The organism is Kitasatospora sp. NPDC004614, from assembly GCF_042873675.1.
Lineage (GTDB): Bacteria > Actinomycetota > Actinomycetes > Streptomycetales > Streptomycetaceae > Kitasatospora.
On sequence record NZ_JBIALR010000006.1, the window covers coordinates 99480 to 113781 of the forward strand.

Sequence of the window (14302 nt, forward strand, 5' to 3'; positions counted from 1 at the left end):
CGCCGCCGTGCTCCTGCGCGGTGGCGGCGTTTTTTGCTAGCGGTGGCCCAACGCGGCCCGCAGGCGCGGGTCCTGGACGGCTTCGGGGCCGCGGATGGCGACGGCGGTGAGCAGGTCGTCGGTGGTGCCGGTGCGGCAGATGTGGGGCCAGCGGAGGGTGCGGAGCAGGCGCTGGCCGGCGGGGGCCGCCCAGGCGGTGTAGGCGTGGACGTCGACGCGGGCCATCAGCAGGGTGCCGCCCGTCAGGACCAGGGGCAGGGCGTACCAGGCGAGGGCCGTCCGGGCCGCCTGGCCGTCGGCGGTCAGGACGATCGTGAGCAGCAGCATCGCGACCGCCGCGAGCAGCGCCCAGCGCACCTGCCGGACCGCTCGCCGGGCCCGGTCCCGGATCACCGCCGGTGTCGCCAGCCCGGCCAGTGCCAGCCGGTCGCCGATGTCCCGGACGGTGGGGTGGGCGGCCAGCGCCGCCTTCAACTGGGCGGTGCGGCACTGGCCTTCGGGCCCGATCGCGCTGATCAGCGCCCGCTCCAGCCGGCCCCGGCCCTGCGGATCGACCACCGTCGTCCACCCCGTGTGCGCGAGGTGCAGCCGGCCCAGCCCGGCCATCCGGACCAGCGCCAGCTCCACCACCCGGCCCGGTCCGCCCGCCAGGTACGCGGTCTCGTACAGGCCGATCCCGGCGGCCCGGTCGGCGGCCGGCAGATGCTCGGCGAGGGCGTCGGCGATCGCGGCGACCCGGACCAGGTGCAGACAGGACAGCACCGCGGCGGCACAGGTCGGGATCAGCAGCAACACCCACATGATGTTTGTTCTAGTCCTGCGTACGCGGCAAGTGGAATGGATCCACCTGCCGCGATACCGAACTGTGACACGGCCTCAGCTCGAGCCGCACGAACTGGACGACCCGCAGGAGCTGGACGAACCGCACGAACTGGACGACCCGCAGGAGTGCGAGGACCCGCCGCAGGAGTGCGAGGACCCGCCGGAGTGCGACGACCCGCAGGAGTGCGAGGACCCGCCGGAGTGCCCGCCCGAGTGCCCGGAGTGCCCGGAGTGCCCCGAGGAGCCGGACGACCCGCAGGAGACGGCGGTGCTCCCGCACCACGCCCCGGTGGTGGCCGCCGCCGTGGTGTCCGAGGTGCTGAACGCGGGTGTCGAACGCTTCGACTTCGCCATCCGGACCGGCCGGACCGGTCCGGCCGTGGTGCCGTCGAGCGCCTCGCGCAGCGGCTGGTCGGCGGGGTCGGTCAGCGTGGCGGACCCGTCCAGCGCGAACGCGCCGACCACGGCCGCGTACTGCCGGTCGACCTCGCGCGGCTGCCACGGGCTGCTGCCCCGCACCAGCTCCAGCTGGCGTTCCCCGGCGGGCGTGATCCGCATCTTCGGCGGCCGTCCGACCATCAGGCGCACGGCGGCGACCAGGACCAGTGCCCCGAACGCGAAGAACGGGGGAGTGCTGGTGTCCCGCTCCGGCGCGTGCAGCCAGTGGAAGGTGGAGATCGTCCCGAGCCCCAGGGCCGTCCACAGCGCGAACACCTCCATCCTGCGGGCGCGCCAGGCCGCCTTGAGCTTGGCCGGGTGGCGCATCAGGCCGCGGGCGGCCAGCGCGTCGCCGATCCGCTGCACGTCCGGGCTGCCCAGCACGGACGCGCGCAGCACCGACAGGTCCCGTCCGGTGCGGCCGCCGACGGCGGTGATCAGCACCTGCTCGACGGCGTCGCGCGGCGCGACGTCGGTGACCGTCACCCGGTGGGCGCGGGAGATCACCGCGCGGCCCTCACGTTCCATCCGGACCAGCGCGGTGTCCACCGCCCGGGCCGGGCCGCCGGCCAGGAAGGCGGCGTCCAGCAGCGGCATGCCGCGTCCGGGCAGGCCCTGCGGTTCGGTGACCCGGCGGCAGCGGTGGTTGAAGACAGTGGCGGCGACCATGGTCACGGCGACCAGGGCCAGGGCCACGAAGAACAGGCTGTTCCACATTCCCCCGTGTGTCCTTTCGTGCGATGGATCGGTGCGGCGGCAGCGTGGTGCTGCGGTGGTTACCGGTGCGCTTTCACGGCGCGGCGCGGCAGCAGGCGGGCCCAGCGGCGGGTGGCCGGGTGGAGCAGGTGGTGCAGCGCCGGGTGCCAGGGTGCGGTGGGTGCGGCGTCCAGGGCCCAGCCGGCGAAGGTGCGGGCGTCTGCCCGGTAGCCGCCGGTGAGCGGGTGGTCGGCGGCGTAGCGGCGGAACAGCGGCGCGAAGTCCGCGCCGAGCAGTTCGGGAAGTTCGGGCATCAGGTGGCCGACGGTCTCCCGGCGCTTGGCGATCAGGCCCTCTGCCTGGGTGCGCAGTTGCGCGGGGTCGAATCCGGCCGGGGCGGGTCCGCCGGCCACCAGGGCGGCCAGCAACTGTTCCTGGCGGGCGGCCAATTGGTTTCGGGCCAGGGCGAGTTCGGCGTCGGCGCGGTCACGGATCAGATATTCGTCCAGTTCGGACACGGTCGGGCTCCTCCCGGTGGTCGCGGGCCGTGCGGTGGACCCGGCGGATGGCGTCGAGTTCGGCGGACAGTTCGGCGGGCGGCGGGTAGGCGCCGTCGCGTTCCAGCAGTACCCCGGGCGGGTCGGTGCGTTCGCACAGCGCGGCGAGCACGTCCAGCACGGGGGCGGTGACGGGGTGGGTGTGGGTGTCGTGCCAGACGCCGTCGCGTTCCACCCCGCCGGCGACGTGCACGTAGGCGAGCGCGTCCAGCGGCAGCCGGTCGAGTTCGGCGGCCGGGTCGATGCCCAGGTTGACCCGGTTGGTGTGCAGGTTGGCGACGTCCACCAGCAGGTGCACGCCGGTGCGTTCGACGAGTTCGGCGAGGAACTGGGCCTCCGTCAACTCGTCGCCCGGCCAGGCCAGATGGGCGGCGATGTTCTCCAGCGCCAGCGGCACCGGCAGTTCGCGCTGGGCGATCCGCACATTGGCGGCCACCACCCGCAGCGCCTCCCGGGTGCGCGGCACCGGCAGCAGGTGCCCGGCCTCCAGGCCGCCCGCCCGGACGAACGCCAAGTGCTCGCTGACCAGCGGCGCACCGAGCGCCTCGGCGACCGAGGTCAGCCGGGCCAGCCGTGCCGGGTCGGGTTCGGTGGCGTCACCGAGCCCCAACGAGACGCCGTGCGGAACGACGGTGACGCCCCGTTCGCGCAGCGCGGTCAACGAAGGCGGCAGATGGTCGGCGCAGACGTTCTCGGCGACCACCTCCACCCAGTCCAGGCCGGGCAGCCGCTCCACGGCGGTGTCGATCTCGGGGCGCCAGCCGAGCCCCGTACCCAGCTGCGGAATTCCGTGCGAGGACACAAAACACCCCTTCCCGCCGGGCCTTTCGACGGCCCCGCCTCCCCCATGCCGAGGGTGTATCCGGACGGAGCCGGTGCCAAGCAGGACACCGGAAACTCAGAGCTGAACTTGAGGTTTCCCACTCACTGAACCGACCGGCCCGCAGGTGGGGGAAATTCAGCAGCGCGCAGGCGAACGATTGACTAACGTGACATGCCTATGACTTCTATGCCGTACCACATCCGCCCGTTCGCACCCGAAGACGCCTCCGGGGCCACCGAGGCCTACCGGGCGGGCCGGCCGCACCTGGTCGTCACACCCGAGGTGACCAACTGGCTCGTCGGACTGCCGCACTTCAACCTGCTGGTCGCCGAACGCGGCGGACAGGTCGTCGGCTCCGCGAGGTTCGGCCCGGTCGCCGAGAGCACCACCCCCGACCAGGGCTTCCTGAACGTCAGCGTGATGCCCGAACACCGCGGCGCCGGCATCGGCACCGCGCTGCTCACCGCCGCCGAACGCGAACTCGCCGCGCTCGGCGTCCGCGACGCCCACGGCTGGGCCGACGGCACACCCGAAGCACTCGGCTTCGCCGCCGCCCGCGGCTACCGGCGCGGCCGCCGCGCCCAGTACGCCGGCCTCGACCTCACCGTCCCGCTGCCGCCGCTGCCGCCCACCCCGCCCGGCATCGAACTGCGCACCGCCGCCGACTTCCTGGACGACCCGCACCCGATCTACCTGGTCGACATCGACGCCACCCGCTCCGAACCCGGCGACCTCGTCCTCGACGACCAGTCGTACGAGAGCTGGCTCGCCGAGATCTGGCAGCGCCCCGACCAGGACCACACCCTCACCACCGTCGCCCTCGACCACGGCGAGGCCGTCGCCTTCTCCGCCGCCCAGACCGACGGCCGCCACTACTGGTCGGCGTTCACCGCCACCCGCTCCACCCACCGCGGCCGCGGCCTCGCCAAGCTCGCCAAGGCGCATGCGCTTCGGCGCGCGCAGGACCGGGGGTTGGCTGCCGCGTACACGCACAACGACGGGGAGAACGCGCCGATGCTCGCCATCAACGACTGGTTCGGGTACGGGGTTTGCGCGGAGGAGTGGAAGCACAGCCGGACGCTCTAGCTGCGCGAGCGGTTGGGCGCAAAATCAGGGGCGCGGGGAACTGCGCGACAAGCGCAAAGCACGTCCGCAAGGTCGCGATCAAGTGCAAGTCATTGTCCTGCGTCGCGATCTTGCGGTCGGTGCGTTCCCCTTCGCGCAGTTCCCCGCGCCCCTGGTTTCGCGCCCGCTACTCGACGTCAACCCCGTGGTCGCGGGCCAGGCCGGCCAGGCCGTCCGCCCAGCCCTGGCCGATGGCGCGGAGTTTCCAGCCGTCGGACGGGTGGCGGTAGAGCTCGGCGACCAGCATGGCGGAGATGGCGGGGTCGGTCGGCGGGTGGAAGACCCAGCGGCCGGCGCCGGAGGCGAGTTCGACGGCGGGGTCGATCAGGTCGGCGCAGGTGGCGTCGCCGTCCGTGTCGAGGTTGACCGACATCACGACGCGGCGGATGGCGTCCGGCAGTTGGCCGGTGCGGACGATCGCGCTGCCGTCGCCGGGTTCCAGGATGACGGCGCCGTCGGCCGCGGTCGGCTGGTGGTAGAAGACGAAGTCCTCGTCGGCGCGCACCTTGCCGTCGGGGCCGAGGAGCAGCAGCGTCAGATCGGCTTCCGCGCCGCCGGCCCGGAAGCGGACCCGTACCTCGCCGTCCGGGAGGGCGGTGTTCTGGCCGGGCATCAGTTCCACCGCCGGTGTCCCGTCGGCCCGTTGGGCGGGGACGGGGGCGGGCCCGAGGCGGCCGGGGAGGCCGTGTTCGCGGAGCAGGGTGAGCAGCATCGGGCCGTCCACCAGGGTGAGCGGCTGGCCCTCGGCGTGCTTGCGCGAGCCGGGGCCGAAGCCCGAAGTGGTGACCAGGATGCCGCGGTTGGCGCCCTGCCGGCGCATGGTGGATTCGAGGTCGCGGACGGCGCTGGGGGAGACGGTGTGCCGGTAGCGCTTGGCCTGGATGACGATCTTTCCGCCGGTGATCGGGTCCGGGTCCTCGGCGAGCACGTCCACGCCCTCGTCGCCGCTGCGGGCCGTGGTGCTGGTGCGGAAGCCGCGGCGGCGGAACAGTTCGGCGATCAGCTTCTCGAACTCGATCGGGTCCATCGCGAACAGGTCGGGCTCCTCGCCGTCCCCGGCGGAGGTCGCGGCGGCCGGGATCGGGGCGACCGTGTCGGCCTTCTCCGGCCGGTTGGACAGCCGTCCGGCGAGCCCGTCGAGCAGGCAGTCCAGCGGGGCGACCCGGTCCAGGGCGAGCCCGGCGAAGGTCTCCCGGTCGACCTCCACCGCGAGCAGGCAGCGGTCGCCCTCCTGGCCGGTCGCCGGGTCCGGGGCCACCACGACGCCGTTCAGGCCGACCGAGGCGATCAGATGGTCGGTGTCGGCCCGGAACACCTCGGCCAGCACGCGCAGCGCGCACTGCGCCAGCACCTCGCGGTAGATCTCCTTGCGCTGGGTGGCGGGCCGGGCCACCTCGTCCTCGCGGTCGTCGGACCGGACGTAGCGGTACCGGCCGACCGTCGGCACCACATCGAACGCCGGCAGCTCCCAGCGCACCACCAGCCGGCGGGTGTCCGCGTCCCAGGAGGCCTCGCCGTCGGTGGGGAAGCCGTCCGGCCAGTCCTCCCGCCAGTCGACGACCGCCTCGAAGTACTCGGCCACGGCTGCCGCGTCGCCCGCCCGCAGCCGCGAGGCGAGCTGCCCGGCCTGGGTGCTCTGCCCGGCCAGCAGCCGGTGCCGCTCGGCCGCCCACGCGTCGTACTGGGCACGGTAGTCCGCGAGTTGACGCTGCCGCTGCTGCTCGGCCGCCCCTGCCGCATGCCAGTCGTACTCGAACCTGGCCCGGGCGTGCGCGGCCTGCTCCTCCCACTGGCGGCGGGCGGCCGGGTTGTACGCCTGGGCGCCCGTCAACGGCGGGACCAGGTACCAGTTCTGATCGGGCATCGGCACCGGATTGCCCAGCGGACCCGGGTCGAACGGCGGGACCGCGCCCTGCCCGCCCCGGCTCTGCTCCGCAAGCGAGAACCCCGGACCGGCCAGCCCCGCCGCCAGCACCCCGCGCAACTCGGCGACCCGGTCGTCCAGTTCGGCCGTCCGCCGGGCCGCGTCCGCATCCCGCTGCTGCTGGTACGCCTTCAGCGCCTCGCGCTCACCCCGCGCGGCTGCTCGCTGCGCCTCGCGCTGCGCCCGCTCGTTGTCCCGCTGCTGCGCGGCCGCCGCCTTCCGCTGCGCCTCCGCGCGCTGGTGCTGCGCGCGCTGCGCCTCCGCCAGTACCGACCACACCCCGGAAGACCGCCGCCGCGCCACGCCCGCCCCACCCACATCCAGACCGACCAAGAGCGATCAGTCTTCCACGGGGGCGGGCGCCCGCGCCTCCTACTCGACCGGCTTCAGCTTCAGCGAGATCGAGTTGATGCAGTACCGCTGGTCGGTCGGCGTCCCGTAGCCCTCACCCTCGAAAACGTGCCCGAGGTGGCTGCCGCACTTCTTGCAGCGCACCTCGACCCGGCGCATCCCGAGGGTGCTGTCCTCCAGGTACTCGACCGAGTCCCCGGCCAGCGGGGCGTAGTACGACGGCCAGCCGCAGTGCGAATCGAACTTCGTCTCGCTGCTGAACAGCTCCGCGCCGCACGCCCGACAGCTGTACACGCCGACCGTCTTGGTGTCCGTGTACTCGCCGACGAACGGCCGCTCGGTGCCGGCCTCGCGGAGTACGTGGTACTCCTCGGGCGTCAGCTCGGACCGCCACTCGGCGTCGGACTTCTGGACCTCGTAGCTCACGGCGCACTCTCCAGGGCTCGGCCGTCGGATCAGACAGCAGGTGCAACGTCCGCCAGGGCGGCCAGAATTTCCGGGCCCAGGTTGGTGACGTCGCCCGCGCCCATGGTCAGCACCAGGTCGCCGGGGCGGGCCAGCGCGGCCAGCACGGCGGGTGCGGCGGCGAACTCGTGCTCGGCGCGGACGTCCGCACCGGCCCGGCGGGCCGAGTCGATGATCAGCTCGGCGGTGACGCCCGGGATCGGGTCCTCGCGGGCCGGGTAGATGTCCAGCACCACCGAGGCGTCGGCCAGCGCCAGCGCCTGGCCCATCTCCTCGGCCAGCTGCTGGGTCCGGGAGAACAGGTGCGGCTGGAACACCACCAGCACCCGGCCGTCGCCCGCCGCCTCGCGGATCGCCTCCAGGTCGGCGGCCATCTCGGTCGGGTGGTGCGCGTACGAGTCGATCACCTGCACGCCGCGGGCCTCGCCCTTCAGCTGCAGCCGCCGCCGCACCCCGGTGTACGCGCCCAGCGCCTTCGCCAGCCCGTCCGCCGGAACGCCCAGCGCGACGCCCGCGGCCAGCGCCGCCACCGCGTTGTGCGCGTAGTGCCGGCCGGGCACCGAGACGGTGAACGTCAGCTGCTCGCCGCCCAGTTCGACCGTCACCTCGCTGGTCATGCCGCGCGCCACCACCGACAGCACCCGCACGTCCGCGTCCTCGGCCGCGCCGACCGTCACCACGTTCAGGCCCTCGCGCCCGGCGACCCGGCGGGTCAGCTCACGGGCACCCTCGTGGTCGGACGACACCACCAGGGTGCCGCCGGGGACGATGCGGCCGACGAAGGTCTCGAAGGACTCGTAGATCTCCTCCATCGACGCGTAGTTGGCGTGGTGGTCCAGCTCCACGTTCAGCACGATCGCCACCTCGGGCGCGTACTTGTGGAAGCTGCGGTCGCTCTCGTCCGCCTCCGCGACGAAGATCTCGCCCGCGCCGTGGTGCGCGTTCGACCCCGGCAGGTCCAGGTCGCCGCCGATCGCGTACGAGGGCTCCAGGCCCAGCTCGCCCAGGCTGACCGCCAGCATCGAGGTGGTGGTGGTCTTGCCGTGGGTGCCCGCCACCGCGAGCGCCCGACGGCCGCCCATCAGCGCCGCCAGCGCGTCCGAACGGTGCACCACCGGGACGCCGCGCTCCTGCGCCGCCACCAGCTCCGGGTTGTCGGCGCGGATCGCGCTGGAGACCACCACGCTGCTGGTCCCGGCCGGCAGGTGCTCGGCCGCGTGGCCGACGAACACCGTCGCGCCCAGCTCGCGCAGCGCCCGCACGGTCTCCGACTCCTTGGCGTCACTGCCCGAGACGGTGGCGCCGCGCACCGCGAGGATCTTCGCCAGACCGGACATTCCGGCGCCGCCGATGCCGATGAAGTGCGGGGCGTGCAGGTCGTGCGCGGCGTCGTTCAAGGCTGGCTCCGTACGGGCGAGGTCGGAAAAGGGTCGTCCCGTGCGCTCGGTAGCTACCAGAGCGCACGGGACGATTCTGCCCTAATCGGGAGGGCGGTCAGGAGTCGCTGGCGAACAGCTTGAGTACGGGGACGCCGACCTCGTGCCGGGCGCGGGACGCCCAGTCGCGGTGGAAGAACTCCTCGACGAAGTGCGGCGAGGTCAGGACCAGCACCTCGTCGGCCCGGTTCTCCTCCACCACCTCGCGCAGGCGCACCAGCGGCTGCTGCTCGACCACCTCGCCGACCGCCTCCGCGCCGGCCCGCCGCAGGTGTCGCAGGCTGTGCTCCAGGGACTCGCCGGCCAGCGTCGGCCCGTCGCCGTCGCGCTCGTCGTGCTCGTGCACCGCCTGGTCAAGATGGCCGAGGGCCACATCGTCCAGGGCGCGCAGCAGTTCGTCCTGCCGACCGCGCGGCTGCATCAGGACGACGAAGGACACCTGTTCGTCGCCGTGGAGGGTGGTGACCAGCTCCACGTCGGCGTCGGAGAGTGCCTTTTCGATCATCAGTACGGTCTTGAACACGTGAGTCCCTTCGCTGGTACGGGCCCCCGGGTCCGGCTTCCATCCCCTCCTTCATAGTGCCCGGAGGAAGGATTCCTCACGCTGCACACGCGCCACATGGAACACGTGGTCCACATCGGTCAGGAAGTGGCTCAGGTGAGCGCGGGGTCGCTCGGGGACCGGTCCGGATCGGTCGGCCGCAGATAGCGGGTGAAGAGGAAACCTTCCTCCTCGATCAGGGACGCCAAGCGCATCCGCCGGACGTCCGCAACCTGCGGCCCGTTGACGATCCGCGGCGAGTCACCGCCCGTCACCAGAGGGGCCACCGAGAGGCACAGCTCGTCCAGCAGACCGTCCGCCGCGAGCCGCCCCAGCAGGCGGGGGCCACCCTCCGAGAGCTGGCGGCGCCAACCACGCTCCGTGAGCGCCCCGACCGCGCGGGGGAGGTCGACCGAGCCCGTTCCCGCGGTGATCACTTCGGCGACCTCGGCGGTCCGGGCGAGTCGGTCGGCCGGCGCGTCGGAAGTGGTGATCACCACCGTCGGGACCAGCGGCTCGGTGAACAGCGGCGCCGAGAGATCGAGGTCCAGGCTCCGCGTCACCACCGCGATCACCGGCGCCGGCAACTGACCCGCGGCGGCCCGCTGCTCCGCGAACTCCTTACGGGCCCGCCCCGGCCGGTAACCCTCCGCCCGCACCGTCTCCGCACCCACCAGCACCACGTCGCACAGCGCGCGCAGCACCCCGAAGATCCGCTTGTCCGCTGTGCTCGACAGCCCGTCCGAGAGGCCGTCCAGCCGGGCCGCGCCGTCCAACGAGGCCACCATGTTCGCCCGCAGCCACGGGCCTTCGGACGGGTACGCGTACGCCTGGGCCAGCCACTCCAGGGTGCCGGGGGTGCCGGGGGTGTTGCCGATCAGTTGCTCCATGGCTCAAGTCTCGCAGCGAGGCGAACGCATGCGGGCGCGAAACCAGGGGCGCGTGGGGGTACCTCCCGGCCCGCTAGGGCTGGGGGAGAACTGCGCGACAAGCGCCGCTCCCACGGTCAGGTCGCGTCCACGTGCAAGTCACCGTCCTGCGTCGCGATCTTGCGGTTCGGCGCCTTCCGCTTCGCGCAGTTCCGCCCCCTCGGCTTCGCCTGGGGGTACCCCCAGCGCCCCCGGTTTCGCACCCGTCTGCCCGCCCCCGTACGCTGGTTTCTCGTGTCTGCACCTGCCTCGGAGTCCGAAATCCGTACCGCGACAGCTCTCGCCTCCCGGCGGCCGGTGGTCCCGGCCGAGCGGCTGGTGGCCGAGATGGTGCCGCCGCCGCGTTTTTCCGGCGTGAGTTTCGGCAGCTACCTGCCGGATTCCTCGCAGCCGAGCCAGTACGAGGCCGTGCAGATCCTGGAGGGCTTCGCGGCGAGCCTGAACGCGGGTGCGGAGCCGGCCAAGCGCGGGTGGTTCCGCAGGTCCGCGCCGGCGCCGAGCGGGCCGGCGGGGATCTACCTGGACGGCGGGTACGGCGTAGGAAAAACGCATCTGCTGGCGTCACTGTGGCATGCGGTGCCGGGGCCGAAGGCGTTCGGCACCTTCGTCGAACTGACCAACCTGGTCGGCGCGTTGACCTTCCAAGGTGCGGTGAGGACGCTGAGCTCGCACCGGCTGCTGTGCATCGACGAGTTCGAGCTGGACGACCCGGGCGACACCGTGCTGGTGTCGACGCTGCTGAGCCGGCTGGTGGAGAACGGCGTCAAGCTCTGCGCGACGTCGAACACGCTGCCGGAGAAGCTCGGTGAGGGCCGGTTCGCGGCCGCGGACTTCATGCGGGAGATCCAGGGCCTGTCCTCGCACTTCCGCCCGGTGCGGATCGACGGCCAGGACTACCGCCACCGCGGCCTCCCGGCCGCGCCGCCGCCGTACACCGACGCCGAGGTGACGGCCCGCGCGGCCACCGCCCCGAACGCCTCGCTGGACGACTTCGACACGCTGCTGGAGCACCTGAAGGAGGTGCACCCCAGCCGTTACGGCGCGCTGCTGGACGACATCGGCGCGGTCTTCCTGCGTGGCGTGCGCCAAATCGACGACCAGTCCACCGCGCTGCGCCTGGTGGTGCTGGCGGACCGGATGTACGACCGGGAGCTGCCGATCACCGCGTCCGGCGTGCCGTTCGACCAGGTGTTCACCGAGGAGATGCTGCACGGCGGCTACCGCAAGAAGTACCTGCGGGCCGTCTCCCGCCTGGTCGCGCTGGCCCGGGATTCCGCCAAGTAACTCGGACTGTCGGTGGCCGGTCGTACGGTGGAGTCGTGCGTCCCATCACGAGTATTGAGCGGTCCGTGGCGCCCTTCGAGGTCGTCAGCCCCTTCCAGCCCAATGGTGACCAGCCGGCGGCCATCGCCGAGCTGGAGCGCCGGATCCGCGCGGGGGAGAAGGACGTCGTCCTGCTCGGCGCGACCGGTACCGGCAAGTCCGCCACCACCGCGTGGATGATCGAGAAGCTGCAGCGTCCCACCCTGGTGATGGCGCCGAACAAGACGCTGGCCGCGCAGCTGGCGAACGAGTTCCGCGAGCTGCTGCCGAACAACGCGGTCGAGTACTTCGTCTCGTACTACGACTACTACCAGCCCGAGGCGTACGTCCCGCAGACGGACACCTACATCGAGAAGGACTCCTCGATCAACGAGGAGGTCGAGCGGCTGCGGCACTCCGCGACCAACAGCCTGCTCACCCGGCGGGACGTCGTGGTGGTGGCGTCGGTGTCGTGCATCTACGGCCTCGGCACGCCGCAGGAGTACGTGGACCGGATGGTGCAGCTGAAGGTCGGCGAGGAGGTCGACCGGGACGCACTGCTGCGCCGCTTCGTGGACATCCAGTACACCCGCAACGACCTGGCGTTCAGCCGCGGCACCTTCCGGGTGCGCGGCGACACCATCGAGATCTTCCCGGTGTACGAGGAACTCGCCGTCCGGATCGAGATGTTCGGCGACGAGATCGAGGCGCTGTACACGCTGCACCCGCTGACCGGCGAGGTGATCAGCGAGGACGACTCGGTGTACGTCTTCCCCGCCTCGCACTACGTGGCCGGCCCGGAGCGGATGGAGCGGGCGGTCAACGACATCGAGCGGGAGCTGGAGCAGACCCTCGCCCGGATGGAGAAGCAGGGCAAGCTGCTGGAGGCCCAGCGGCTGCGGATGCGCACCACCTACGACATCGAGATGCTCCGCCAGATCGGCACCTGCTCGGGCGTGGAGAACTACTCGATGCACTTCGACGGCCGCGAGCCCGGCTCGCCGCCGAACACCCTGCTCGACTACTTCCCCGAGGACTTCCTGCTGGTCATCGACGAGTCGCACGTGACGGTCCCGCAGATCGGCGCGATGTACGAGGGCGACGCCTCGCGCAAGCGCACGCTGGTCGAGCACGGGTTCCGGCTGCCCTCGGCGATGGACAACCGGCCGCTGAAGTGGGAGGAGTTCCAGGAGCGGATCGGCCAGACCGTCTACCTGTCGGCCACCCCCGGCAAGTACGAACTGGCGCGCGGCGACGGGCAGGTGGAGCAGATCATCCGCCCGACCGGCCTGATCGACCCCGAGGTGATCGTCAAGCCGACCGAGGGCCAGATCGACGACCTGGTGCACGAGATCCGGCAGCGGGTGGAGAAGAACGAGCGGGTCCTGGTCACCACGCTCACCAAGAAGATGGCCGAGGACCTCACCGACTACTTCCTCGGCCTGGACATCCGGGTCCGCTACCTGCACAGCGACGTGGACACGCTGCGCCGGATCGAGCTGCTGCGCGAACTGCGGGCCGGCGAGTACGACGTGCTGGTCGGCATCAACCTGCTGCGCGAGGGCCTGGACCTGCCCGAGGTCTCGCTGGTGGCGATCCTGGACGCCGACAAGGAGGGCTTCCTGCGCTCCGGCACCTCGCTGATCCAGACCATCGGCCGTGCCGCGCGTAACGTCTCCGGCCAGGTGCACATGTACGCCGACAAGATCACCCCGGCGATGGACCTGGCGATCTCCGAGACCAACCGCCGGCGCGCCGTCCAGCAGGCGTACAACGAGAAGCACGGGATCGACCCGCAGCCGCTGCGGAAGAAGATCGGCGACCTGCTCTCCACCATGGCCGGCGAGGACGTCGACACCGAGGAGCTGCTCGCCACCGGCTACCGTCAGCAGGGCAAGGGCAAGGCCGCGGTGCCGTCGCTGGGCATCGACCGCAAGCCCGCGAAGAACCTGCCGGCGGCCGAACTCGCCGAGCTGATCCAGGACATGACGGACCGGATGCACACCGCCGCCGCCGAGCTGCAGTTCGAGGTGGCGGCCCGGCTGCGCGACGAGGTCAAGGAGCTCAAGCGCGAGCTGCGCCAGATGCGCGAGGCCGGCATGGCCTGATCCGGCTGTCCGAAACAGCCGCTGTGTCGTGGTTCTGCCACAGTCTCGCCGTCCCGGACCGGGGCGGCGGGGCGGCGGCGTAGGGTGGTGCGGACCGGCATGGGGGCAGGACGCTCCTGTCGCGGCCGGTCACGGGCGAGAAGCCGGGGCGACCCGGAGGAAGGGGTGGTGGCGTGTCGGTGAACCTGGCCAAGGGTCAGAGCGTCAGCCTGTTGAAGTCCAGTGGCGAGACCCTGAGCGTGGTCCGGATGGGCCTCGGTTGGAAGTCGGCGCCAGGCAAGCGCGGCTTCTTCAGCCGCCGCCCGAAGGACATCGACCTGGACGCGTCCGCCCTGCTGTACGACGGCAAGACGATGAGCGACGTGGTGTTCTTCTCGCACCTGGTCAGCAACGACGGATCGGTGCAGCACACCGGCGACAACCTGGTCGGCGGCGTCGGCGGCGAGGACGACGAGAGCATCCTGGTCGATCTGACCAAGGTGCCGCGCAAGGTCACCCAGATCGTGTTCACCGTCAGCTCGTACAGCGGCCAGAACTTCCAGGAGGTGCAGAACGCGCACTGCCGCCTGGTCGACGAGACCACCAACAAGGAGCTGGCCCGCTACGAGCTCGCCGGCGGCGGCACCCACACCGGTCAGATCATGGCCAAGGTGGAGCGGGACGGCGCGGGCTGGAAGATGACCGCGATCGGCGCGCCCGCGACGGGCCGCACCTTCCGGGACATGCTGCCGTTCATCGAGCCCTTCCTGTAAGCCGCTCCGCCCTGTGAGCGGCTCCGCGTAGGG

At 72.1% G+C, this 14302-nt stretch carries 11 protein-coding genes and 1 pseudogene; 4 read left to right on the forward strand and 8 right to left on the reverse strand.

The annotated features are described in order from the left end of the window. Positions 1–36 precede the first annotated feature (36 nt). From ACFYST_RS15870 to ACFYST_RS15880, 3 genes and pseudogenes are all read right to left on the reverse strand, one after another. Entirely contained in the window at positions 37–801 is a 765-nt protein-coding gene (locus tag ACFYST_RS15870; RefSeq protein ID WP_387646487.1) for a TIGR04222 domain-containing membrane protein, read from the reverse strand. Positions 802–876: 75 nt separating this feature from the next. Next, positions 877–1977, reverse strand: a complete 1101-nt coding sequence (locus ACFYST_RS15875; protein ID WP_387862727.1) for a TIGR04222 domain-containing membrane protein — start codon at positions 1975–1977, stop codon at positions 877–879. A 59-nt stretch (positions 1978–2036) separates the two neighbouring features. Then, positions 2037–3300: pseudogene (locus tag ACFYST_RS15880) on the reverse strand (DUF692 domain-containing protein). 207 nt (positions 3301–3507) lie between these two features. On the opposite strand from ACFYST_RS15880, the gene ACFYST_RS15885 reads away from it, so the two are divergent. Next, positions 3508–4422 carry a GNAT family N-acetyltransferase gene (locus ACFYST_RS15885; RefSeq protein ID WP_387862730.1) on the forward strand — a complete coding sequence of 305 codons (915 nt, stop codon included), beginning with the start codon at positions 3508–3510 and terminating at the stop codon, positions 4420–4422. Positions 4423–4588: 166 nt separating this feature from the next. On the opposite strand, the gene ACFYST_RS15890 is transcribed toward ACFYST_RS15885, so the two are convergent. From ACFYST_RS15890 to ACFYST_RS15910, 5 genes are all read right to left on the reverse strand, one after another. After that, on the reverse strand, positions 4589–6664 hold the full coding sequence (locus ACFYST_RS15890) for a restriction endonuclease (protein WP_387862732.1): 2076 nt from the start codon (positions 6662–6664) through the stop codon (positions 4589–4591). A 93-nt stretch (positions 6665–6757) separates the two neighbouring features. Further along, positions 6758–7162 carry a peptide-methionine (R)-S-oxide reductase MsrB gene (msrB, locus tag ACFYST_RS15895; protein WP_387646473.1) on the reverse strand — a complete coding sequence of 135 codons (405 nt, stop codon included), beginning with the start codon at positions 7160–7162 and terminating at the stop codon, positions 6758–6760. A gap of 29 nt (positions 7163–7191) precedes the next feature. Beyond that, complete coding sequence (murC, locus tag ACFYST_RS15900; RefSeq protein ID WP_387862735.1) at positions 7192–8598, reverse strand: UDP-N-acetylmuramate--L-alanine ligase; 1407 nt, start codon at positions 8596–8598, stop codon at positions 7192–7194. 97 nt (positions 8599–8695) lie between these two features. Next, positions 8696–9160, reverse strand: a complete 465-nt coding sequence (locus ACFYST_RS15905; protein WP_387646470.1) for an indole-3-glycerol phosphate synthase — start codon at positions 9158–9160, stop codon at positions 8696–8698. Positions 9161–9291: 131 nt separating this feature from the next. Beyond that, positions 9292–10068: a pyrimidine reductase family protein gene (locus ACFYST_RS15910; protein ID WP_387862737.1), complete on the reverse strand. Its 777-nt coding sequence runs from the start codon at positions 10066–10068 to the stop codon at positions 9292–9294. A 273-nt stretch (positions 10069–10341) separates the two neighbouring features. On the opposite strand from ACFYST_RS15910, the gene zapE reads away from it, so the two are divergent. From zapE to ACFYST_RS15925, 3 genes are all read left to right on the forward strand, one after another. Beyond that, positions 10342–11391 carry a cell division protein ZapE gene (gene zapE / locus ACFYST_RS15915; RefSeq protein WP_387862740.1) on the forward strand — a complete coding sequence of 350 codons (1050 nt, stop codon included), beginning with the start codon at positions 10342–10344 and terminating at the stop codon, positions 11389–11391. Positions 11392–11426: 35 nt separating this feature from the next. After that, positions 11427–13517 (forward strand): excinuclease ABC subunit UvrB, encoded by a 2091-nt coding sequence (gene uvrB / locus ACFYST_RS15920; protein ID WP_387862743.1) that lies wholly within the window; start codon positions 11427–11429, stop codon positions 13515–13517. A 173-nt stretch (positions 13518–13690) separates the two neighbouring features. Beyond that, positions 13691–14269, forward strand: coding sequence for a TerD family protein (locus tag ACFYST_RS15925; protein WP_387646460.1), 579 nt, complete (start codon positions 13691–13693; stop codon positions 14267–14269). The last annotated feature ends 33 nt before the right edge of the window (positions 14270–14302 follow it).

Bases quoted from the DNA above. Each gene is read 5' to 3' on its own strand.
- ACFYST_RS15885 (WP_387862730.1), top strand. From the start codon at position 3,508: ATGCCTATGACTTCTATGCCGTACCACATCCGCCCGTTCGCACCCGAA.
- ACFYST_RS15875 (WP_387862727.1), bottom strand. From the start codon at position 1,977: ATGTGGAACAGCCTGTTCTTCGTGGCCCTGGCCCTGGTCGCCGTGACC.
- ACFYST_RS15910 (WP_387862737.1), bottom strand. From the start codon at position 10,068: ATGGAGCAACTGATCGGCAACACCCCCGGCACCCCCGGCACCCTGGAG.
- ACFYST_RS15870 (WP_387646487.1), bottom strand. From the start codon at position 801: ATGTGGGTGTTGCTGCTGATCCCGACCTGTGCCGCCGCGGTGCTGTCC.